We start from the raw sequence: 22,511 nt of genomic DNA, 5'->3' as shown, positions 1-22,511 counted from the left end.
TCTTTCCGAGCTGGTGATAAATGTGTCGCTAAAAATCAACGTTATTAAAGATAAAGTCCTTTCCGATAATTACTTCATTCTGCGCAATGTCACCTATGAAATTGCTCACGGCGATAAACCGCCAGTGCGTCATAAACGCGAAGTCTATGACCGGGGCAATGGCGCAACGATCCTGCTGTATAACCGTGATAAAAAAACCGTGGTGCTCACCCGCCAGTTTCGTATCGCCACTTACGTCAACGGCAATCAGGACGGATTGCTGATCGAGGCCTGCGCCGGCCTGCTGGATGACGATGAGCCGGAAGTGTGCGCCCGTAAAGAAGCCATCGAAGAGACCGGCTTTGAGGTGGGCGAGGTGGAGAAAGTGTTTGAGCTGTATATGTCGCCGGGCGGTGTCACGGAGCTGATTTCGTTTTACTTTGCCGAATATGATGATTCCCAGCGCGCCAACGCGGGCGGCGGCATCGATGATGAAGATATCGAGGTGCTGGAAATTCCGTTCAGTCGTGCAATGGAAATGATGAAAACCGGTGAAATACGCGATGGAAAAACGGTGATTTTGTTACAGCTTCTGGCGATGCGTAACATTATGTCTTGATATACAGGCGGTTATGTTGCACAAAATTAGAATAAAGCTATCCGAAAAATCTGATTGAGTGATGGCTCGTGGGGAACGAAGATAGGCGCGGAGAGTATTCTCTGTTTTCCTTTTTCGTCAGGGTACCGGTCCTCATGTTGCTACGCGTCTTACTGCTGGTCATAACGAGCCTGTTTTGGGCTGCGCACGCTTTTGCCGCTCCGGTGCAAAAGCAATTCGATGACTGGCAGGTCACCTGCAACAATCAAAATTTCTGCAAAGCCCGCAATACCGGCAATCACGATGGACTGGTGATGACCCTGAGCCGTAGCGCGGGCGCGCACACCGATGTGGAAATGCGTATCGAGAAGGGCAGTTTTTCAAAGCCCGCCAGCGATGCGCAGCCCATCGCCCCGCGCCTGCTGCTCGACGATAAACCGTTTTTCCCTACCGGCGCGAAATGGCAAATTACGCCCCGCCGGTTAATCAATAATGAACAGCTCACCATCACCGCTTTCCTGGCGCAAATCCAAAACGCCAGGCAGATCACGCTCGCAGGCGATGCCGGGAAAATTTCCCTGGCAGGACTGAAAGAGGCGGTCACTTTTATCGATACCCAGCAAAAGCGCGTGGGCAACGAAACCGCGTGGGTCGCTAAAGGGGATGAGCCGCCGCTCAACGTGCCGCCAGCGCCTGCCCTGAAAGCCGTGGCGGTGAAGAACCCCACGCCCACCCCGCTGGGTAAAGAAGAGCTTAACGAACTGCTCGACTACGGCGGCTGGCAGATGAATAACACCCAATGTTCCCTGGATCCGATGCGCCGCGAAGTGCGGGTTTACGCGCTGACCGACGATAAGGCGCTGATGATCATCAACTGCGAGATGGGTGCCTATAACATGGTGGATTTAGCCTGGCTGGTGGATCGTAAGAAACCGCTGAGTGCCCGGGCGATTCGCCTGCGCCTGCCGTTTTCGCCCGCCAGTCAAACTACGGATGTCGAACTGATGAACGCCAGTTTTGACGAGCGCACCCGTGAACTGGTGACGCTGGCGAAAGGGCGTGGCAAAGGCGACTGCGGCGTATCCACGCGCTGGCGCTACGACGGCCAGCGTTTCCGGCTGGTGAAATACGCTGAAGAGCCGAGCTGTGACGACTGGAACACGCCGGATGCGTGGCCGACGCTATGGGTCACAAAGTAACCGGCTTTACCTGCCATAACCGGAGCGCTATATTCTTGCTGCGCAATTGAGCGCGTAAGGATAAAAGCAAAATGAAAAGGATTCTGGCAGCGCTTGTGCTGTTAACCACCGCGTCGGCAAACGCCGCTATCACCCCGCAAATCGAGCAACAAATCAACGCTCTGGTCGACCGCTGGAACGACTATAAAATCAACCGAGAGCAAATCGCGCCCGAATCCCTCTATGCCGATAGTGTCGACTTTTATGGTACCACCCTGACGTTATCCGACGTGGCCAAACAAAATGCGGAATTTGCCAAAAAAAATGACGGTTTCAGGCAAACCATCGTCAGCGGCGTTACGCTTGAAGAGCCTGACGATGATCAACCCGGGTTAAAAGTCACCTTTGTTAAACAGGCGGGGCTGAGCGGCGGGGAAGATCGCAATTATCCCGCCGAATTAAAAGTGATCCCCGTAAAAAACGGCTGGCGGATTGCGGCTGAAACCGACTGGATCACGCTAAAGAACCAGGGAAAGGGCGACGGGTTAGTGGCTCAGGGGAAATTCGACGGCGCACATAAAGGCTATGCGTGGGTTACTGCGCAGGATCCAAGAACCGGCGGAACCTGTCACGAAGAGGCGGATGTGATGTGTCAGTGCCAGCTCTGGCATAGCGACCCGGATATTCAACCAGTCAATATTCCCCAGTGTATCGGCGCTGGCGTTGGGACGCTCTCCGGGCTGGATGGTTCGCAACGTGACCGCGTATTGCTTTATCCTGACTGGTGGACCAGCGGCTGGCGGGTTTCCTACCTGTATGATATTCAGCAGGGACTATGGATAATGGCTATCCCTTCTTTTCAGACCCAGGTCGATGTCCTTGAATCTCTGGGTGACCAGCCTTTAATCTCGCCAGTTCCGCAAAAACCGGGCTTTGTAAGGGTCATCAGCGCAGAGTTTAATGAAGAGGAAGGCGGAGGGAAGGCAAAAGAGCTGATTGTTCCTCTGCGTAAGCTGGAATAATACAATCCCGCCCTTGAGCGTAAACAACAAGGGCCAAAGTAACTGGCCCTTGTTTACCGTAACGCCCTGTACAGCGCTGTCTGGTCGTTACTTCCTGATGACGCTTTTCGCTTTCTTAACCACATTCTCCGCCGTAAAGCCGAAGAACGGGAACAGCTTCTCGGCAGGGGCCGATTCGCCGTAGCTGGTCATCCCGACAATCGCGCCATCAATACCCACGTACTTATACCAGTAGTCGGCAATCCCGGCTTCCACCGCTACGCGGGCGCGCACCTCGCGCGGCAATACCGATTCTTTATAGCCTTCATCCTGGGCTTCAAACACATCGGTTGACGGCAGCGACACCACGCGTACTTTGTGCCCTTCATCAGTGAGCGTTTTCGCCGCCTGCACGGTGATTTCCATTTCTGAACCGGTGGCGATCAGGATCAAGTCCGGCTGGCCGTCGCAGTCTTGCAGCACATAACCGCCTTTGGCGATGGCGTCGATCTGCTCCGCAGAGCGATCCATCTGGGCGAGGTTCTGGCGCGACAGGATCAGCGCCGTCGGCCCGTTGTGGCGCTCAATCGCCGCTTTCCACGCCACGGCGGCTTCTACCTGGTCGCAGGGACGCCAGGTGCTGAAGTTCGGGGTTAAACGCAGGCTGGCCAGTTGTTCCACGGCCTGGTGCGTCGGGCCATCTTCGCCAAGACCGATGGAATCATGGGTATAGACCATGATTTGCCGCGCTTTCATCAGCGCCGCCATACGCGCCGCGTTACGGGCGTACTCGACAAACATCAGGAAAGTGGCGGTGTACGGCACAAATCCGCCGTGATGGGCGATACCGTTGGCGATGGCGGTCATGCCGAATTCGCGCACGCCGTAATGGATATAGTTGCCCGCTTCATCTTCTTTCAGCGATCGGGAGCCGGACCAGATGGTAAGGTTGCTCGGCGCCAGGTCAGCGGAGCCGCCCAGCAGTTCCGGCAGGATCGGGCCGTAAGTGTTCAGCGCGTTTTGCGAGGCCTTACGGGTGGCGATTTTCGCCGGTTCCGCCTGAAGTTTTTTAATGTACGCTGCGGTGGTTTCCTGCCAGTTCTCCGGCATCCCGCCGCTCATCCGGCGCTCAAATTCCGCAGCCAGTTCCGGGTGGGCTTGTTTATAGGCGGCGAACTTCTCATTCCAGGCCTGCTCGGCTTTACCCCCGGCTTCACGGGCATCCCATTGTTGATAGATCTCTTTGGGGATCTCAAACGCCGGATGGTCCCAGCCCAGCTGTTTACGGGCCAGCGCCACTTCCTGTTCACCCAGCGCCGCGCCGTGGGACTCTTCCTTACCGGCTTTGTTCGGCGAACCGAAACCGATAATGGTGCGGCACATAATCAGCGACGGTTTATCAGTTACCGCTTTGGCTTCCTCGATGGCCTTTTTCACGGCATCCGGGTTATGACCGTCGATATCCGGGATCACATGCCAGTGATAAGCCTCGAAGCGCTTCGCGGTGTCGTCGGTAAACCAGCCTTCGGTTTCGCCGTCAATTGAGATGCCGTTATGGTCATAAAAGCCAATCAGCTTGCCCAGCCCCAGCGTGCCCGCCAGCGAACACACTTCATGGGAGATGCCTTCCATCAGGCAGCCATCGCCCATAAATACCCAGGTGTAGTGGTCGACAATCTCGTGATCCGGCTGGTTAAACTGCGCCGCCAGCGTGCGCTCGGCAATCGCCAGACCTACCGCATTCGCCAGCCCCTGGCCGAGCGGCCCGGTGGTGGTTTCAACGCCCGGGGTATAGCCAATTTCCGGGTGGCCCGGGGTTTTGGAGTGCAACTGGCGGAAGTTTTTCAACTCCTCAATCGGCAGGTCGTAGCCGGAGAGGTGCAGCAGGCTGTACAGCAGCATGGACGCGTGACCGTTGGACAAAATAAACCGGTCGCGATCGTACCAGGCCGGGTTGCTGGGGTTGTGCTTCAGGAAATCGTTCCACAACACTTCCGCGATATCCGCCATCCCCATCGGGGCACCGGGATGCCCCGAATTGGCCTTTTGTACGGCGTCCATACTGAGTGCGCGGATAGCGTTAGCGAGCGCTTGTCGAGACATAGAGTTCTCCATGGCTGATAAAGGGGTTAACCCGTTATTTTTCAATGTAAAAGCATTACGATTTTGCGGCGAGCAGATCCTCGAGTTTGCGCTGGTCAACGGCAAACGACCGGATGCCTTCCGCTAATTTTTCTACCGCCATTGCGTCCTGGTTATGCTCCCAGCGGAATTCCGCTTCAGTCATCGGAGCCGGGCGTTTAAAGGTTTGCGCTGTGGGGATCAGTTTGCGCTGTACGGTTTCTTCGCTGGCCTGAAGCTGTTTTAACAAATCAGGCGAGATGGTCAGCCGGTCGCAGCCTGCCAGCGCCAGGATCTGCTCGGTGCGGCGAAAGCTCGCCCCCATCACGATGGTCTCGTAGCGATGCTGTTTGTAATAGTCATAGATATTGCGCACCGATTTCACGCCCGGATCTTCCTCAACCACGTAGGGGTCCATCGGCTTACGGGCCTGATACCAGTCGTAAATGCGCCCGACAAACGGCGACACCAGGTAAACGCCCGCTTCGGCGCAGGCGCGCGCCTGGGCAAAGGAAAACAGCAGCGTCAGGTTGCAGTGAATGCCTTCTTTTTCCAGCTCTTCTGCGGCGCGGATACCTTCCCAGGTGGACGCGAGTTTGATCAGGATCCGTGATTTATCCACGCCCTGTTCGGCGTACAGCGCCACCAGACGGCGGGCTTTTTCAATGCTTTTTTGCTTATCAAATGAGAGCCGCGCATCCACTTCGGTTGACACGCGCCCAGGAACACTTTTCAGAATTTCTGCGCCAATGTTGACGGCCAGTTTGTCGCAGGCTTCGGCAATTTGCTGTTCCTGGGTATCGCCACGGGATTTGCCGTAGCGTAAGGCGTCTTCAACCAGCGGCTTATAGGCCTCAAGGGCGGCGGCTTTCAATAACAGCGAGGGGTTGGTGGTGGCGTCTTCCGGTTGATAATGACGAATCGACTCAATATCGCCGCTATCGGCCACGATGGTGGTGAACTGTTTGATACCTTCTAGTTGGTTCATGAAATTTACTCCTTTGTATACAAATGCTTATCAGAGAGCTTCCCGGCGCTCCCTTAAACAAGAAACCAAGTGCATAACAAAAAAGCATAGCAGACAGGCATGGCATTGCCTGGCGCAGCAGGTAACATAGTCTCTATAAATTGCTAACAATCTTTGCCATACATTGATGATACTTTGGCAACGTTCAAAGTTTGTAAGCCGTCGAAGGGCCATACTATGGCCCACTTAAAAAAGGGCGCGGTACGCATTGCCCTCCAGTCACTTCCCAGAACGTAAGGTAAAGGACCAGAAAAATGGATGAACAGTTGAAACAAAGTGCCCTCGATTTCCACGAGTTTCCGGTACCAGGGAAAATTCAGGTTTCTCCAACCAAACCGCTCGCCACCCAGCGCGACCTGGCGCTGGCCTATTCGCCAGGCGTCGCCGCACCCTGTCTGGAGATCGAAAAAGATCCGCTGGCGGCCTTTAAATACACGGCGCGCGGCAACCTGGTGGCGGTTATCTCCAACGGCACCGCAGTGCTGGGCCTTGGCAACATTGGCGCGCTGGCCGGTAAACCGGTAATGGAAGGCAAGGGCGTCCTGTTCAAAAAATTTGCCGGTATCGACGTCTTTGATATCGAAGTGGATGAACTGGACCCGGATAAATTTATTAACGTCGTTGCCGCGCTGGAGCCGACGTTCGGCGGCATCAACCTTGAAGATATCAAAGCGCCGGAATGTTTCTATATCGAGCAGCAGCTGCGTGAGCGCATGAATATTCCGGTGTTCCATGACGATCAGCATGGCACGGCGATCATCAGTACCGCCGCGATTCTTAACGGCCTGCGCGTAGTGGAAAAAAATCTCTCTGACGTGCGCATGGTGGTGTCGGGGGCAGGGGCGGCGGCGATTGCCTGTATGAACCTGCTGGTGGCGTTGGGAATGCAGAAGCACAATATCGTGGTGTGCGACTCTAAAGGCGTCATCTATAAAGATCGCGAGCCGAACATGGCGGAAACCAAAGCGGCTTACGCGGTAGAAGATGACGGCAAACGTACCCTCGATGATGTGGTCGACGGCGCGGATATCTTCCTCGGTTGTTCTGGCCCGAAAGTGCTGACGCCAGAGATGGTCAAAAAAATGGCCCGCGCGCCGCTGATCCTGGCGCTGGCTAACCCGGAACCGGAAATTCTGCCGCCGCTGGCGAAAGAAGTGCGTCCGGACGCGATTATCTGTACCGGTCGCTCCGACTATCCTAACCAGGTAAACAACGTGTTGTGCTTCCCGTTCATCTTCCGTGGCGCGCTGGACGTGGGCGCAACCGCTATCAACGAAGAGATGAAACTGGCGGCGGTCCACGCCATTGCCGAGCTGGCCCATGCGGAGCAGAGCGAAGTGGTGGCCTCGGCGTATGGCGATCAGGACCTGAGCTTTGGCCCGGAATACATCATCCCGAAACCGTTCGACCCGCGCTTGATCGTCAAGATCGCGCCGGCGGTGGCGAAAGCGGCGATGGAGTCCGGCGTGGCGACTCGTCCTATTCAGGATTTTGATGCCTATATCGATAAGCTCACCGAGTTTGTCTACAAAACCAACCTGTTTATGAAGCCGATCTTCTCCCAGGCGCGTAAAGATCCGAAACGCGTGGTACTGACCGAAGGGGAAGATAATCGCGTCCTGCACGCGACCCAGGAGCTGATTACCCTCGGCCTGGCGAAGCCGATCCTGGTAGGCCGCCCGAGCGTCATCGAGATGCGTATCCAGAAACTCGGTTTGCAGATCAAAGCGGGCGTTGATTTCGAGATCGTGAATAACGAATCCGATCCGCGCTTTAAAGAGTACTGGAACGAGTACTACAACATCATGAAGCGCCGCGGCATAACCCAGGAGCAGGCGCAGAAAGCGGTGATCGGCAATACCACCGTGATCGGCGCCATCATGGTGCACCGCGGTGAAGCGGATGCGATGATTTGCGGCACCATCGGTGATTACCATGAGCATTTCAGCGTGGTGCAGCAGATCTTCGGCTATCGCGATGGCGTGAAAGCGGCGGGGGCGATGAACGCGTTGCTGCTGCCGAGCGGCAACACCTTTATCACCGATACCTACGTCAACGACGATCCGACCCCGGAACAACTGGCGGAAATCGCCATTATGGCGGCGGAAACCGTGCGTCGTTTTGGTATTGAGCCGAAAGTGGCGCTGCTGTCGCACTCTAATTTTGGTTCCTCCAACTCCCCGGCGGCGACCAAAATGCGTCAAACTCTGGAGCTGGTACGCGAGCGCGCGCCGGACCTGATGATCGACGGCGAAATGCACGGCGATGCGGCGCTGATTGAAAGCATCCGCAATGAACGGATGCCGGACAGCCCGCTGAAAGGCTCTGCCAATATCCTGGTGATGCCGAACGTGGAAGCGGCGCGTATCAGCTACAACCTGCTGCGCGTTTCCAGTTCAGAAGGCGTGACCGTGGGGCCGGTGCTGATGGGCGTGGCGAAGCCGGTACACGTATTGACACAAATCGCGTCGGTGCGGCGTATCGTCAATATGGTGGCGCTGGCGGTGGTGGAAGCGCAGACCAATCCGCTGTGATCCTGCCTTGAAAAGAAAATCAGACGCCGCGGCGTCTGATTTTTTTATGGCTTCAGCCACTCTTTGACCTGAATGAACTCGCTGAGCGCCGCTTCGGGGCTGCCTGCTTCGGGCTGGAAATTGTACTCCCAGCGCACCAGCGGCGGCATCGACATCAATATCGACTCGGTGCGCCCGCCGGTTTGCAGACCAAACAGCGTGCCGCGATCCCACACCAGATTAAACTCCACATAGCGGCCCCGGCGATAAAGCTGGAAATCGCGCTCGCGCTCGCCCCACGCCAGTGCTTTACGGCGTTCGACGATGGGCAGATACGCATCCAGATAGCCCTGGCCTACCGCCTGAATAAAGGCGAAGCAACGCGCAAAATCCGGGGTGTTGAGGTCATCGAAGAACAGACCGCCGATGCCGCGCGGCTCGTTGCGGTGTTTCAGGAAGAAGTAATCATCGCACCACTTCTTGTAGCGTGGGTAAACGTCCTCGCCAAACGGCGCGCACAGATCCCGAGCGGTACGGTGCCAGTGCACCGCATCCTCTTCAAAACCGTAATAGGGCGTTAAATCGAAACCGCCACCGAACCACCACACTGGCTCGGCATTGGGCTTTGTGGCGATAAAAAACCGCACGTTGGCATGGCTGGTAGGAACATACGGATTGCGCGGATGCACCACCAGTGAAACGCCCATGGCCTCGAAGCTGCGTCCCGCCAGCTCCGGACGGTGCGCGGTGGCGGAAGCGGGCAGGGCATCGCCGTAGACATGGGAAAAGTTGACCCCTGCCTGCTCGAACACCCCGCCGTCGCGCAATACCCGGCTGCGTCCGCCGCCGCCCGCATCGCGCTGCCAGTTATCTTCAATAAAGTCTGCGCCGTCGATGGCGCTAAGCTGCTGGCAAATCCTGTCCTGCAAACCCAGCAAAAACTGCTTAACCGCTGAAATATCCGGCGTCATGGCTTAGCCTCGTTTGGAGTGGGCTTTGTGGTTATCAAACCAGTTGAAGTAGCTGATCACCCCGCTGGCGATGGCGTTGGCGATTTTCTGGCGAAACGCCTGAGTGCCCAGCAACCGCTCCTCTTCAGGGTTGGTGATAAACGAGGTTTCCACCAGCACTGACGGCACCGACGGGGATTTCAGCACCACAAACGCCGCCTGCTCGGTGGAGCGGCTGTGCAGACGATGTACCGGCTTAATCTGGCGCAAAATATGCGATCCCAGCGTCAGGCTGTTTTTGATGGTGTCGGTTTGCACCAGGTCGAACAGCACCTGTTGCAGATACTGGTCTTTATGCTTCACCTTGCTGCCCGCCACGTCATCCGCGGCGTTCTCGCGCTCGGAGAGATATTTCGCCATGGCGCTACTGGCCCCGCGATTCGACAGGGCAAACACCGACGCACCTGCCGCGGACGGGTTGGTAAAGCCGTCGGCGTGGATCGACATAAACAGGTCTGCGCCATGTTTATGGGCGATTTCCACGCGATCGTATAGCGGGATAAAGGTGTCGCCGCTGCGGGTCAACCGGGCGTCAATGCCTTTGCTCTTGAGAATGTTGCGCACGTTTTTAGCAATCGCCAACACCACGTGCTTTTCTTTTGAGCCATTAGCGCCAATCGCGCCGGTATCAATACCGCCATGGCCCGGATCGAGCACCACGACGCGGCGCGCGCCGGATTTTTTCTTCGCCGGGCTATGCCCGTTGGACGTTTTCAGCGCTTTGCTCTCTTCCCGGGCAAAGGCTTTGTTCACACCTGAAAGGGTCAGGGCGGCGAGGCCAGTCAACAGCATCTGGCGCCTGGTGAGTTTGGTAAATTTTATCGTGCTCATGCGGCCTGAATGTCGGTTAGAACAAAAGTGTAGAGTTATAGCTTACCGTGGATGTCCGCACGACCTTCTATGATAAGAAAAGTTTTACGGTTCGTTTCAGACAACGACGGGGGCGTTATTATGCCATCAACCGTGAAGTTTTGGGCCGGGATATTGGCTATTAACGCCGTTAACGCCATAATCACGGTTTTTATTCCATAAATAATGGGGAATACCATGGAGATACGCGTTTTTCGCCAGGACGATTTCGAGGAAGTGATCACCCTGTGGGAACGTTGCGACTTGCTTCGCCCCTGGAACGACCCGGAAATGGATATCGAGCGCAAGATCAATCACGACGTGTCGCTGTTCCTGGTGGCGGAAGTGGCCGGGGAGATCGTCGGTACGGTGATGGGGGGTTATGATGGGCATCGCGGCTCCGCGTATTATCTCGGCGTGCATCCTGAATTCCGCGGGCGCGGTATCGCCAATGCGCTGCTCAGCCGTCTGGAAAAGAAACTGATCGCGCGCGGTTGCCCGAAGCTTCAACTGCTCATCCGTGAAGAAAATGATGTGGTGCTCGGCATGTATGAACGTCTCGGCTACGAGCACCAGGATGTATTAAGCCTGGGTAAACGGCTTATCGAGGACGAAGAGTATTAACAACCCGCCGGGTGGCGGGTTGTTGGTTTAACCCTTAGTCACTTTCTTAACGTCGATTTCTACTGAGTTCCAGTCTTTATCCACTTCACCTTCGAGACGCACTTTGTCGTTCGGGGTGATGGAGACGCCGCCCCAGTTATTGTCGTCAATATCGACATTGACGGTGCCTGTACTATCGCGGAATTCATACAGCTCTTTACCAACCTTACGAACAATATTGCCTTCCAGCACTACCCACGCGTCATCTCGCAGGCCTTTGGCCTGTTCGACCGTGGTGGTGGCGGCGTCCGGGCCGACGAAACCGCCTTTCTGGGTGTTTTGCGTGGTCTGGCTGTTTTGGGTTTTGCTGGCGTCCGGCCCGCTAAATCCGCCAGCCTGCTGGGCGAAGGCCGTAACGCTGAACAACAAACCTGCCGCGATGGATGCGGCGACAAATGCTTTTTTCATATCAATCTCCATTTGTGATGAGGCAGAGAATTTTGTCTTAAACACAATGCCAGTGACATAATTCTCGCTCAGATGACTCATCTGTCCAGGACCTATACATGTTTTTACCAAACGACTATGACACCCATGGGCGATTGAAATTGCCGGTTTTTTTCTGGCTGGTGTTACTGTTACAAGCCAGGACCTGGGTGCTGTTTGTGGCGGCGGGCGCATCCCGCGAGCAGGGCGAGGCGCTGCTGCGGCTGTTTTATCCGGACAGCGACATGTTCTGGCTGGGGCTGCTACCGGGCATTCCGGCGGTGCTGGCGTTTCTGCTGAGCGGCAGACGAGGGCGCTGGCCGACGCTCTGGGCGGCGTGGCGCTGGGTGCTGATCGCCGCGCAGTGCGGGTTGCTGGTATGGCAAATCGCCCTGGCGTTGAGCGAAGAGGCGCTCAGCGGCATCACCCTGGCGCTAATGGTGCTTGATGTGGTGGCGCTGGTCTGGCTGCTGACCAATCCACGGTTAAAGGCCTGTTTTTCACCTTCTGATGAGTAAACCAGGCACTTTTCGGCCCTGCGGGACTCCAAGCTGGGTCGTTTTTAAAAAAGGAATCGCGAATGAAACTGCGTCTGCTGGTGTGTGCGGCACCGCTCTTACTTGCCGGGTGTTCAACCCTTTCCGGTATGAACTGGGGGGCGATGAACCCCGTTAACTGGTTTAGCTCCTCTGTAGAGGTCTCTGAAAATGGCGTTGGTGATATTACCGCCAGCACGGCGATGGACGAGAAAGCCATTGCCGAGGGTCTTGACGGCGATTACCGCTTACGTAGCGGGATGAAAACCGCCAACGGCAATATTGTGCGCTATTACGAAGCGCTGAAAGGCGACACGCTGGCGATGGTGATCAACGGTGAAAACGGCACCGTCAGCCGCATTGAGGTGCTGGACCCGGATGTGGAAACCGCCAGCGGGGTGAAAATCGGCGCGGAATTCAGCTCTCTCTACAGCAAAGCCTACGGCGCGTGCCAGAAGGGCAGCGGCGATGACGCCAGCGCCGTTGAGTGTAAAGCGCCGGACAGCCAGCACATCGCCTATCTCTTTACCGGCGAGTGGCGCGGGCCGGAAGGATTGATGCCGTCTGATGACGCGTTAAAAAGCTGGAAGCTCAGCAAAATCATCTGGCGTCGTTAAACGCGACGATCTTGCGTCCGGGCAAGGCGCGGCGCGAAAAATCAGGTAAAATGCCGGGCATCTCTGGTCACGCTCCGTGGCCTCGTTTTCAGGAGGAGAGATGTCTCAGGTTCAAAGTGGCATTCTGCCCGAACATTGTCGCGCCGCGATTTGGATTGAAGCAAAAGTATCCGAAAATCTGGATGCGGTGCGCGCAGGCTGTAAAGCGTTTACCAGTAAACTCGCTGAGCTACAAACCGCGTTTCCCGACGCTCACTTAGGTGCGGTGATCGCTTTCGGGCACGACGTATGGCGCGATCTCAGCGGCGGCGTGGGCGGCGAAGAGTTGAAAAACTTCGCGCCGCTGGGCAAAGGCCTCGCCCCCGCCACTCAGCACGATCTGCTGATCCATATTCTGTCACTGCGCCACGACGTGAATTTTTCCGTGGCTCAGGCGGCCATTGCCGCCTTTGGCGACGCGATTAATGTCGTGGAAGAAACCCACGGTTTCCGCTGGGTAGAAGACCGCGATCTCAGCGGCTTTGTTGACGGCACCGAAAACCCGGCCGGGGATGAGGTACGCCGCAGCGTTGCGGTGATTAACGACGGCGTGGAAGCGGGCGGCAGCTATGTGTTGGTACAGCGCTGGGAGCACAATCTCAAACAGCTGAACCGGATGAGCGTACCGGATCAGGAGATGATGATTGGCCGCACCAAACAGGATAACCAGGAGATCGACGGCGACGAACGTCCGGCGACCTCGCACCTGACGCGCGTCGACCTTAAAGAGAACGGCAAAGGGCTGAAGATTGTCCGCCAGAGCCTGCCTTACGGCACCGCCAGCGGCACCCACGGCCTTTATTTCTGCGCCTACTGCGCCACGCTGCATAATATCGAACAGCAACTGCGGAGCATGTTCGGCGACCTGGACGGCAAACGCGATGCCATGCTGCGTTTCACCAAACCGGTGACCGGCGGCTACTACTTCGCGCCATCGCTGGAACGCATCAACAGTTTGTAATCCCTGCACAGCGCGGTTTTCTGCCGCGCTTATTCTCTTTTCGACTTCCAAATCACCAAACGGTATATAAAAGCGTTACTGCTTTAACACCCGTTATAAATAAACTGAGGCCAGGATCGTCATCACATTTATAAGGGTGCGTAATGGCCGTTAAATCAGCGAAAAAAATTTGCAGTGCGCTTGCAGTCCTGGTGTTAGCTGGCCCTGCGCAGGCAACTGAATTACTGAACAGTTCTTACGATGTGTCTCGCGAGCTGTTTGCCGCGCTTAACACGCCGTTCGAGGCGCAGTGGGCGCAGGAAAACAACGGCGATAAGCTGACCATCAAGCAGTCCCACGCCGGTTCGTCAAAACAGGCGCTGGCGATTTTGCAGGGCTTAAAAGCAGACGTTGTAACTTATAACCAGGTGACCGACGTGCAGATCCTGCATGACAAAGGCAACCTGATCCCGGCGGACTGGCAGAGCCGTTTGCCGAACAACAGCTCGCCGTTCTACTCCACCATGGCGTTCCTGGTGCGTAAGGGCAACCCTAAAAACATCCACGACTGGAATGACCTGGTGCGTCCCGACGTGAAGCTGATTTTCCCGAACCCGAAAACCTCCGGTAACGCGCGTTACACCTATCTCGCCGCCTGGGGCGCTGCTGATAAAGCGGATGGTGGCGATAAAGTCAAAACCGAGCAGTTTATGACCCAGTTCCTGAAAAACGTTGAGGTGTTCGATACCGGCGGACGCGGCGCGACCACCACCTTCGTTGAGCGCGGCCTGGGCGACGTGCTGATTAGCTTTGAGTCGGAAGTGAACAACATCCGCAATCAGTACGCCAAAGAGGGCTTCGAAGTGGTGGTACCGAAGGTCAACGTGTTGGCCGAATTCCCGGTGGCCTGGGTGGATAAAAACGTCAAAGCCAACGGCACCGAGAAAGCGGCGAAGGATTACCTGAACTATCTGTACAGCCCGAAAGCGCAGACCATCATCACTGACTATTACTACCGCGTGAATAACCCGGACGTGATGGCGAAGCTGAAAGATAAATTCCCGCAGACGGAACTGTTCCGCGTGGAAGACCAGTTTGGCAACTGGCCGGACGTGATGAAAACCCATTTCAACAGCGGCGGCGAGCTGGACAAGCTGTTAGCGGCGGGGCGTAAGTAATGTTTGCAGTCTCTACCCGCCGGGTGCTGCCGGGCTTCACGTTAAGCCTGGGCACCAGCCTGCTGTTTGTGTGCCTGATTTTATTGTTGCCGTTAAGCGCGTTAGTGATGCAACTGTCCCAGATGAGCTGGGCGCAGTACTGGGACGTGGTAACTAACCCGCAGATGGTCGCCGCTTATAAAGTGACCCTGCTGTCGGCGGGCGTGGCGTCGATCTTTAACGGCGTGTTCGGCCTGCTGATGGCGTGGATTTTGACCCGTTACCGTTTTCCCGGACGCACCATTCTGGATGCGCTGATGGATTTGCCGTTTGCTCTGCCCACCGCCGTGGCGGGTTTGACCCTGGCATCGCTGTTTTCGGTCAACGGTTTGTACGGCGAATGGCTGGCGATGCTGGATATTAAAGTCACCTATACCTGGCTTGGGATCGCGGTGGCGATGGCGTTTACCAGTATCCCGTTTGTGGTGCGTACCGTGCAGCCGGTGCTGGAAGAGTTAGGCCCGGAATACGAAGAAGCGGCGGAAACCCTCGGGGCCAGCCGTTGGCAGAGCTTTACCCGCGTGGTGTTGCCGGAACTCTCTCCGGCGCTGATGGCGGGCGTGGCGCTGTCGTTTACCCGCAGTCTGGGCGAGTTTGGCGCGGTGATTTTTATCGCCGGCAACATCGCCTGGAAAACGGAAGTGACGTCGCTGATGATTTTCGTGCGTTTGCAGGAGTTTGATTACCCGGCCGCCAGCGCTATCGCCTCGGTGATCCTGGCCGCCTCGTTGCTGCTGCTGTTTGCTATCAACACATTGCAAAGTCGCTTTGGCCGACGCGTGGTAGGTCACTAATGGCGCAGGTTACAGAATTGAAAAGCTACGGTAAGCCCGGCATCAACTGGAGTAAATGGTTCCTGATTGGCACCGGCGTGCTGATCAGCGCCCTGATCCTGGTGGTGCCGATGGTGTATATCTTCGCCCAGGCGTTCAGCAAAGGGCTGATGCCGGTGCTGCAAAACCTGGCCGACCCGGACATGCTGCACGCCATCTGGCTGACGGTGCTGATCGCGCTGATCACCGTGCCGGTCAACCTGGTATTCGGCACGCTGCTGGCATGGCTGGTGACGCGCTTTAATTTTCCGGGCCGCCAGTTATTGTTGACCCTGCTGGATATCCCGTTTGCGGTCTCGCCGGTGGTGGCTGGTCTGGTGTATCTGCTGTTCTACGGCTCAAACGGCCCGCTCGGCGGCTGGCTGGGGGATAACGATCTACAGATAATGTTCGCCTGGCCGGGCATGGTGCTGGTGACCATTTTCGTCACCTGTCCGTTTGTGGTGCGCGAGCTGGTGCCGGTGATGCTCAGCCAGGGCAGCAACGAAGACGAAGCCGCGATTTTGCTGGGCGCGTCGGGCTGGCAGATGTTCCGCCGCGTCACGCTGCCTAATATCCGCTGGGCGTTATTGTATGGCGTGGTGCTGACCAACGCCCGCGCCATCGGCGAGTTTGGCGCGGTGTCGGTGGTGTCTGGCTCTATTCGCGGTGAGACGTTGTCGCTGCCGCTGCAAATCGAATTACTTGAGCAGGATTACAATGCGGTCGGCGCTTATACCGCCGCCGCGCTGCTGACGTTAATGGCAATTTTGACCCTGTTTTTAAAGAGTGCGTTGCAATGGCGTTTGCATCATCAGGAAAAACGCCAGCAACAGGAGAGCAATCATGAGCATTGAGATTTCCAGAATTAAAAAATCGTTTGGCCGCACCCAGGTGCTTAATGATATTTCTCTGGATATCCCCTCCGGCCAGATGGTGGCGCTGCTGGGGCCGAGCGGCTCCGGTAAAACCACGCTGCTGCGTATTATCGCGGGCCTGGAGCACCAGACCAGCGGGCATATCCGCTTCCACGGCACCGACGTGAGCCGTTTACACGCCCGCGACCGTAAAGTGGGCTTTGTGTTCCAGCATTACGCGCTGTTCCGCCATATGACGGTGTTCGACAATATCGCCTTTGGCCTGAGCGTGTTGCCAAAGCGCGAGCGCCCGAACGCCAGCGCGATCAAACAAAAAGTGACCCAACTGCTGGAGATGGTGCAGCTCGCTCATCTGGCGGACCGCTTCCCGGCCCAGCTTTCCGGTGGCCAGAAACAGCGTGTCGCGCTGGCGCGCGCCCTGGCCGTTGAGCCGCAAATCCTGCTGCTTGATGAACCCTTCGGAGCACTCGACGCGCAGGTGCGTAAAGAGCTGCGCCGCTGGCTGCGTCAATTGCATGAAGAACTGAAATTCACCAGCGTCTTCGTGACACACGATCAGGAAGAAGCCATGGAAGTGGCGGACCGGGTGGTGGTGATGAGCCAGGGCCATATCGAGCAGGCCGATGCGCCGGAGCGCGTCTGGCGCGAGCCGGAAACCCGCTTCGTGCTGGAGTTCCTCGGCGAAGTGAACCGCCTGCACGGCACCATTCGCGGCAGCCAGTTCCACGTCGGCGCGCACCGCTGGCCGCTGGGCTACGCGCCTGCGCACCAGGGGCCGGTCGATCTGTTCCTGCGCCCCTGGGAAGTGGACGTCAGCCGCCGCACCAGCCTGGAATCCCCGCTGCCGGTACAGGTGCTGGAAGTGAGCCCGCGTGGCCACTATATGCAATTGGTGGTACAACCGCTCGGCTGGTACGACGAAACCTTAACCGTTGTTTTACGGGAAGATTATGTCCCGCATCGCGGCGAGCGCCTGTTTGTTGGCCTGCAACACGCCCGTTTGTACAACGGCAATGAGAAAATTGAGAGTATTGCCCTGGCCGAATCCGCCTGATAGTTTGTTGCGATCGACGATGTGAAAGCGGCTTCGTAGCCGCTTTTTTTATGCTCTGGAAAGACTGACGTGAATACATTAGAACAAACCATTGGCAATACGCCGCTGGTGAAATTGCAGCGTATGGGGCCGGATAACGGCAGTGAAATTTGGCTAAAACTGGAAGGCAATAACCCGGCGGGTTCGGTAAAAGATCGCGCGGCGCTATCGATGATTGTCGAAGCGGAAAAGCGCGGCGACATCAAACCCGGCGACACGTTAATCGAAGCCACCAGCGGCAATACCGGCATCGCGCTGGCGATGATCGCGGCGCTGAAAGGCTACCGTATGAAGCTGCTGATGCCGGACAACATGAGCATGGAGCGCCGCGCCGCGATGCGCGCCTACGGCGCGGATCTGGTGCTGGTGACCAAAGAGCAGGGCATGGAAGGGGCGCGCGACCTGGCCCAGACCATGGCGGATCGCGGTGAAGGCTATATTCTTGATCAGTTCAACAACCCCGATAATCCCCTTGCGCATTACCGCACCACTGGCCCGGAAATCTGGCGTCAGACCGATGCGCGCCTCACCCATTTTGTCTCCAGCATGGGCACTACCGGCACCATTACCGGCGTTAGCCGTTTTCTGCGCGAGCAGGCGAAACCGGTGACCATCGTTGGCCTGCAGCCGGAAGAGGGCAGCAGCATTCCGGGCATCCGGCGTTGGCCGGAAGAATATATGCCGGGAATTTATAATGCTGACCTGGTGGATGCTGTGCTGGATATTCATCAACGAGAAGCGGAAAATACCATGCGCGAGTTAGCCAGCCGCGAAGGCATCTTCTGCGGCGTGAGTTCCGGCGGAGCCGTGGCTGGCGCTTTGCGGGTGGCGCGTGAAAACCCAGGCGCAATTGTTGTAGCGATTATCTGCGATCGCGGCGACCGTTATCTCTCGACCGGCGTATTTGGTGAAGAGAGCTACGCGCAGGGAGCGGGCATTTAAAGCCGCTCTCCGTTCGCGGATAGCATGCCCTGATGACCAGGGAAGGATAAAAGGATGACCGCAATCTTATTTGGCGACGGGCAGCGGGCGCTGCGCACGGATATTATTTCCGTCCAGTCGCAGGTGGTGTACGGCAGCGTGGGTAACAGTATCGCGATCCCCACACTGCAACAGGCTGGCTTTCGGGCCATGGCCGTGCCGACGGTGCTGCTCAGCAATACGCCCCACTACCCCAGCCTGTACGGCGGGGCCATTCCCGACGACTGGTTTAAAGGCTATCTCACCGGCCTGCTGGAGCGTGACGCAGTGCGGCATGTGAAGGGAATTATCACCGGCTATCTCGGCAGTGTGGGGCAGGCAGAGATTCTGGCGGGCTGGCTTGAGCAGGTGCGCGAACGCTATCCGCATCTGTGGGTGATCATCGATCCGGTGATGGGCGATACCGACAGTGGGATTTACGTCAAGCAGGAGCTGCCGCAGGCCTATCGTGAGCGGCTGTTACCGCTGGCGACCGGCATCACGCCGAACGCCTTTGAACTGGAGCGCCTGACGGGCCGCGCCAGCCCCACTTTAGCGCAGGCGGTAGACGCCGCCAGAACGTTGCTCACCGGGCGCACCCAATGGGTGGCGGTGACCAGCGCGCCAGGGGACGATTTGCCCGCAGACCGTATGCAGGTGGCTCTGGTGACGACGCAACATGTCGAGGTGTTCGTTCATCCGCGCGTCGATGCGGAGCTTAAAGGGACGGGGGATCTGTTCTGCTCGGCGCTGGCCGGTAAACTGCTACAGGGCGCGAGCCTTCCCGAGGCGGTGAAAGGGGCGAGCGACCGGGTTGTTGATGTGATGCGCCACACCCTGGCGCTGGGGTTTGATGAACTGGCGTTGCCGGAGCATCCATAGTCTTGCGCCGGGCAATCCCCCGGCGCAATCACGCGTTATTTTACCGTCTTGTCCGTTTGCTCAATTAACTGATGTAAATAAACCTGCGCTTTTTGTTCTTTCCCATCGATTTTTACCGTGTAAGGCTGGCCTGAAATCGATGAGGTAGAGGCAACGTTGTCGATAAATTGCTCGGCAGTATCGAGCCGATTACGCGTTTTACTAAGTTTAAGCTGGAGATGAGAGGCCGCTTCTTCGCTGTTATGGGCGCTGCCGTTACGAATAAATGTCAGATCTTTTTCCTGACGCAATGCCGTTAGCAACGCTTCAATTCTCGCTTCTTCATGCGAGCTGAGTTTAGCGAAAGCGGGGGCGGCCAATAGCGTGCACAAAAATATGATGATTCCCTTCTTTTTCATAGACAATTTCCCTGATCAATACCATTACCGAATGAGTCATTTCTCTGACTATCAAAACGCAATTTAATTTCTGACGATGGATAAAAAAAATGGCGCCTTTCGGCGCCATTTTTACTCAAGCAGCATTACTTCTTAATGCGGATAACCGGGGTTTCACCCACGGTCACGCTACCCGTCAGCTTAATCAGCTCTTTGATCTCGTCCATATTGGAGATCACAACCGGCGTCAGCGTGGATTTGGCTTTCTCTTCCAGCAGCGGCAGATCGAATTCGATAACCGGATCGCCAACTTTCACGCGTTGACCTTCTTCAGCGATACGTTTGAAGCCTTCGCCTTTCAACTCAACGGTATCGATACCGAAGTGAACGAAAAGCTCAATGCCGCTATCGGATTCGATAGAGAAGGCGTGGTTGGTTTCGAAGATTTTACCGATGGTGCCGTCAACCGGTGCAACCATTTTGTTACCGGTTGGTTTGATAGCGATGCCATCACCAACGATTTTTTCCGCGAACACTACATCCGGCACGTCTTCAATATTAACGATTTCGCCAGACAGTGGAGCAACGATCTCAATGGTTCCGGTGTCGCTATTGCCTTTGTCACCGAACAGTTTACTAAATAACCCCATTAGCCTTCTCTCCTAAGCAGTAATTTGGGCCGCATCTCGTGGATTAGCAGATTGTTTTTTCTTCAATGAACTTGTTAACCAGCGTCATTAACTCGTCCGTTGTCGGTTGAGCAAGAGCCTGCTCTGCTAACACCTTCGCATCTTCGTAATTCGTATTACGAATTATCTTCTTGATACGCGGGATAGAAATGGCACTCATACTGAATTCATCCAGACCCATCCCCAACAACAGAAGTGTAGCACGTTCGTCGCCTGCAAGCTCACCACACATTCCGGTCCATTTACCTTCTGCATGAGATGCATCAATCACTTGCTTAATTAGAGTCAGTACAGACGGCGACATCGGCTGGTAAAGATGTGAAATCATATCATTACCGCGATCAACTGCCAGGGTGTACTGTGTTAAATCGTTCGTTCCGATACTAAAGAAATCCACTTCTTTGGCTAAATGACGGGCAATGGTCGCCGCAGCCGGTGTTTCCACCATCACGCCAACTTCAATTGATTCGTCAAAGGCTTTGCCTTCATCGCGCAGTTCCTGCTTGAAGGTCTCGATGGCTTTTTTCAGCACACGGACTTCTTCAACGGAAATGATCATCGGGAACATAATGCGCAGTTTTCCGAAAGCGGAGGCGCGCAGGATAGCACGTAGCTGATCGCGGAGGATCTCTTTGCGGTCCATGGCGATACGCACGGCACGCCAGCCCAGGAACGGGTTCTCTTCTTTCGGGAAATTCATGTACGGCAGCTCTTTGTCGCCGCCGATGTCCATGGTGCGAACAATCACAGCCTGAGAACCGCAGGCTTCCGCCACGGCTTTATAAGCAGCGAACTGCTCTTCTTCGGTCGGCAGTGCGTCGCGATCCATAAACAGGAATTCAGTACGGTACAGGCCCACGCCTTCCGCGCCGTTGCGCTCAGCGCCAGCGACGTCGCGCACGGTGCCGATGTTGGCGCAAACTTCAACCTGGTGGCCGTCAAGGGTGATGGCCGGCAGGTCTTTCAGTTTTGCCAGTTCCGCTTTTTCTTCGGCAACCTGGGTCTGGATATTGCGCAGGGTTTCGATCTCTTCATCGCTCGGGTTGACGTAAACTTTGTTGTTTACCGCGTCGAGGATCAGATAGTCGCCGTTTTTCACTTGAGAAGTGACGCTGCCGGTACCCACGATGGCAGGCAGTTCCAGAGAACGCGCCATGATAGAGGTGTGGGAAGTGCGGCCACCGATATCGGTGATGAAACCCAGCACCTTTTTCAGGTTCAGCTGTGCGGTTTCAGACGGCGTCAGATCGGCGGCAACCAGGATCACTTCGTCCTGAATTGCGCTTAAATCGATAATGGCGAGGCCAAGAATGTTACGCAGCAGGCGCTTACCGATGTCGCGCACGTCAGCCGCACGCTCTTTCAGGTATTCGTCATCGAGCTCTTCCAGCGCAGTCGCCTGGCCTTCAATGACGTCATAAGCTGCCGCGTCGGCAGTGATGAGCTTGTCCTTAATCAGGGCTATGATTTCCTGCTCTAGCTCCTCATCTTCCAGCAACATGATGTGGCCTTCGAAGATGGCTTCCTTTTCCTCACCGAAAGTTTCGCCGGCTTTGACTTTGATCGCTTCTAACTGCGTAGAGGCCTTGGCGCGCCCACTCAGGAAACGCTCAACTTCCTGATCAACCTTATCGGCAGAAATCTTTTTCCGGTCGATGACAATCTCATCTTCTTTCAGCAGCAGTGCTTTGCCGAAAGCGATACCCGGGGATGCTAAAATGCCTGAAATCATAACCCTACCTTACTTGTGACTGATATTAATAAGAACCCGGAACTTACTCGAGTTCAGCCATCAGTTTTACCAGATGCTCAACAGCTTTCTGTTCGTCTTCGCCTTCAGCGGAGATGCTAACTACAGTACCCTGAGTCAGACCCAGAGTTTGCAGTTTGAACAGGCTTTTTGCGCTGGCGCTTTTGCCGTTGGAAGTCACAGTGATATCAGACGTGAAGCCTTTCGCTTCTTTAACAAACTGAGCAGCAGGGCGGGTATGCAGGCCGTTCGGAGCGGTAATGGTAACTTCTTGCTGGAACATTATATTTCCCCAACTTATAGGTTTAGTGTTGTGGAACTAAAGTCTAGCCTGGCGGCCACACTTTAGCCTTAAA

At 56.0% G+C, this 22,511-nt stretch carries 23 protein-coding genes; 14 read left to right on the top strand and 9 right to left on the bottom strand.

What is annotated here, in order from left to right:
• The first annotated feature begins 22 nt into the window (after nt 1-22).
• The 3 genes from nudK to FHW74_RS04975 all read left to right on the top strand — a co-directional run bounded on the left by nudK (nt 23) and on the right by FHW74_RS04975 (nt 2,777).
• On the top strand, nt 23-598 hold the full coding sequence (gene nudK, locus FHW74_RS04985; RefSeq protein WP_183169406.1) for a GDP-mannose pyrophosphatase NudK: 576 nt from the start codon (nt 23-25) through the stop codon (nt 596-598).
• Nucleotides 599-732: 134 nt separating this feature from the next.
• Nucleotides 733-1,776 carry a DUF1176 domain-containing protein gene (locus tag FHW74_RS04980; RefSeq protein WP_183169405.1) on the top strand — a complete coding sequence of 348 codons (1,044 nt, stop codon included), beginning with the start codon at nt 733-735 and terminating at the stop codon, nt 1,774-1,776.
• A gap of 71 nt (nt 1,777-1,847) precedes the next feature.
• Nucleotides 1,848-2,777 (top strand): hypothetical protein, encoded by a 930-nt coding sequence (locus FHW74_RS04975; RefSeq protein ID WP_183169404.1) that lies wholly within the window; start codon nt 1,848-1,850, stop codon nt 2,775-2,777.
• Between the two features lie 87 nt (nt 2,778-2,864).
• On the opposite strand, the gene tkt is transcribed toward FHW74_RS04975, so the two are convergent.
• Together tkt and tal are read right to left on the bottom strand one after the other, a co-directional pair.
• Entirely contained in the window at nt 2,865-4,859 is a 1,995-nt protein-coding gene (tkt, locus tag FHW74_RS04970; RefSeq protein ID WP_183169403.1) for a transketolase, read from the bottom strand.
• A gap of 55 nt (nt 4,860-4,914) precedes the next feature.
• Entirely contained in the window at nt 4,915-5,865 is a 951-nt protein-coding gene (gene tal, locus FHW74_RS04965) for a transaldolase (RefSeq protein ID WP_183169402.1), read from the bottom strand.
• A gap of 293 nt (nt 5,866-6,158) precedes the next feature.
• On the opposite strand from tal, the gene maeB reads away from it, so the two are divergent.
• Nucleotides 6,159-8,438 (top strand): NADP-dependent oxaloacetate-decarboxylating malate dehydrogenase, encoded by a 2,280-nt coding sequence (maeB, locus tag FHW74_RS04960; protein WP_183169401.1) that lies wholly within the window; start codon nt 6,159-6,161, stop codon nt 8,436-8,438.
• A gap of 44 nt (nt 8,439-8,482) precedes the next feature.
• Here the strand turns inward: maeB and hemF are convergent, their stop codons facing one another.
• Both hemF and amiA read right to left on the bottom strand, forming a co-directional pair.
• Nucleotides 8,483-9,388 (bottom strand): oxygen-dependent coproporphyrinogen oxidase, encoded by a 906-nt coding sequence (gene hemF / locus FHW74_RS04955; protein WP_183169400.1) that lies wholly within the window; start codon nt 9,386-9,388, stop codon nt 8,483-8,485.
• A gap of 3 nt (nt 9,389-9,391) precedes the next feature.
• On the bottom strand, nt 9,392-10,258 hold the full coding sequence (amiA, locus tag FHW74_RS04950; protein ID WP_183169399.1) for an N-acetylmuramoyl-L-alanine amidase AmiA: 867 nt from the start codon (nt 10,256-10,258) through the stop codon (nt 9,392-9,394).
• 216 nt (nt 10,259-10,474) lie between these two features.
• Between amiA and FHW74_RS04945 the strand changes: the two genes are divergently transcribed.
• A complete protein-coding gene (locus tag FHW74_RS04945) occupies nt 10,475-10,900 on the top strand; it encodes a GNAT family acetyltransferase (protein ID WP_125295673.1) in 426 nt (141 codons plus the stop codon).
• Between the two features lie 27 nt (nt 10,901-10,927).
• Here FHW74_RS04945 and FHW74_RS04940 read toward each other — a convergent pair whose 3' ends face one another.
• Nucleotides 10,928-11,347, bottom strand: a complete 420-nt coding sequence (locus tag FHW74_RS04940; protein WP_183169398.1) for a YgiW/YdeI family stress tolerance OB fold protein — start codon at nt 11,345-11,347, stop codon at nt 10,928-10,930.
• Nucleotides 11,348-11,445: 98 nt separating this feature from the next.
• Here FHW74_RS04940 and FHW74_RS04935 point away from each other — a divergent pair, with 98 nt between their 5' ends.
• The 9 genes from FHW74_RS04935 to pdxK all read left to right on the top strand — a co-directional run bounded on the left by FHW74_RS04935 (nt 11,446) and on the right by pdxK (nt 19,339).
• On the top strand, nt 11,446-11,883 hold the full coding sequence (locus FHW74_RS04935) for a DUF2919 domain-containing protein (RefSeq protein ID WP_183169397.1): 438 nt from the start codon (nt 11,446-11,448) through the stop codon (nt 11,881-11,883).
• A gap of 62 nt (nt 11,884-11,945) precedes the next feature.
• Nucleotides 11,946-12,518, top strand: a complete 573-nt coding sequence (locus FHW74_RS04930) for an RpoE-regulated lipoprotein (protein WP_183169396.1) — start codon at nt 11,946-11,948, stop codon at nt 12,516-12,518.
• A gap of 100 nt (nt 12,519-12,618) precedes the next feature.
• Complete coding sequence (locus tag FHW74_RS04925) at nt 12,619-13,518, top strand: Dyp-type peroxidase (protein ID WP_183169395.1); 900 nt, start codon at nt 12,619-12,621, stop codon at nt 13,516-13,518.
• Between the two features lie 143 nt (nt 13,519-13,661).
• Complete coding sequence (locus FHW74_RS04920; RefSeq protein WP_183169394.1) at nt 13,662-14,675, top strand: sulfate ABC transporter substrate-binding protein; 1,014 nt, start codon at nt 13,662-13,664, stop codon at nt 14,673-14,675.
• Nucleotides 14,675-15,508, top strand: coding sequence for a sulfate/thiosulfate ABC transporter permease CysT (cysT, locus tag FHW74_RS04915; protein WP_183169393.1), 834 nt, complete (start codon nt 14,675-14,677; stop codon nt 15,506-15,508). The genes FHW74_RS04920 and cysT overlap by 1 nt, the downstream gene beginning before the upstream one ends.
• A complete protein-coding gene (gene cysW, locus FHW74_RS04910; protein ID WP_183169392.1) occupies nt 15,508-16,383 on the top strand; it encodes a sulfate/thiosulfate ABC transporter permease CysW in 876 nt (291 codons plus the stop codon). The genes cysT and cysW overlap by 1 nt, the downstream gene beginning before the upstream one ends.
• Nucleotides 16,373-17,458, top strand: a complete 1,086-nt coding sequence (gene cysA, locus FHW74_RS04905; RefSeq protein ID WP_183169391.1) for a sulfate/thiosulfate ABC transporter ATP-binding protein CysA — start codon at nt 16,373-16,375, stop codon at nt 17,456-17,458. The genes cysW and cysA overlap by 11 nt, the downstream gene beginning before the upstream one ends.
• Nucleotides 17,459-17,527: 69 nt before the next feature.
• Nucleotides 17,528-18,439 (top strand): cysteine synthase CysM, encoded by a 912-nt coding sequence (cysM, locus tag FHW74_RS04900; RefSeq protein ID WP_183169390.1) that lies wholly within the window; start codon nt 17,528-17,530, stop codon nt 18,437-18,439.
• A gap of 54 nt (nt 18,440-18,493) precedes the next feature.
• Nucleotides 18,494-19,339, top strand: coding sequence for a pyridoxine/pyridoxal/pyridoxamine kinase (gene pdxK / locus FHW74_RS04895; protein ID WP_183169389.1), 846 nt, complete (start codon nt 18,494-18,496; stop codon nt 19,337-19,339).
• Between the two features lie 35 nt (nt 19,340-19,374).
• Here the strand turns inward: pdxK and FHW74_RS04890 are convergent, their stop codons facing one another.
• From FHW74_RS04890 to ptsH, 4 genes are all read right to left on the bottom strand, one after another.
• Nucleotides 19,375-19,737, bottom strand: coding sequence for a YfeK family protein (locus FHW74_RS04890; RefSeq protein WP_183169388.1), 363 nt, complete (start codon nt 19,735-19,737; stop codon nt 19,375-19,377).
• A gap of 125 nt (nt 19,738-19,862) precedes the next feature.
• Entirely contained in the window at nt 19,863-20,366 is a 504-nt protein-coding gene (gene crr, locus FHW74_RS04885; protein WP_002463576.1) for a PTS glucose transporter subunit IIA, read from the bottom strand.
• Between the two features lie 43 nt (nt 20,367-20,409).
• The gene (gene ptsI, locus FHW74_RS04880; RefSeq protein ID WP_183169387.1) at nt 20,410-22,137 is read right to left on the bottom strand and encodes a phosphoenolpyruvate-protein phosphotransferase PtsI; all 1,728 of its coding nucleotides are present in this window, start codon (nt 22,135-22,137) and stop codon (nt 20,410-20,412) included.
• A 43-nt stretch (nt 22,138-22,180) separates the two neighbouring features.
• On the bottom strand, nt 22,181-22,438 hold the full coding sequence (gene ptsH / locus FHW74_RS04875; RefSeq protein ID WP_002463574.1) for a phosphocarrier protein Hpr: 258 nt from the start codon (nt 22,436-22,438) through the stop codon (nt 22,181-22,183).
• Between the last annotated feature and the right edge of the window lie 73 nt (nt 22,439-22,511).

The sequence above is a fragment of the Atlantibacter sp. RC6 genome (assembly GCF_014193285.1).
Classification (GTDB): Bacteria; Pseudomonadota; Gammaproteobacteria; order Enterobacterales; family Enterobacteriaceae; genus Atlantibacter.
Note: the sequence above shows the minus strand (reverse complement) of the source record. Positions and strands in the feature narration are given on the sequence as shown.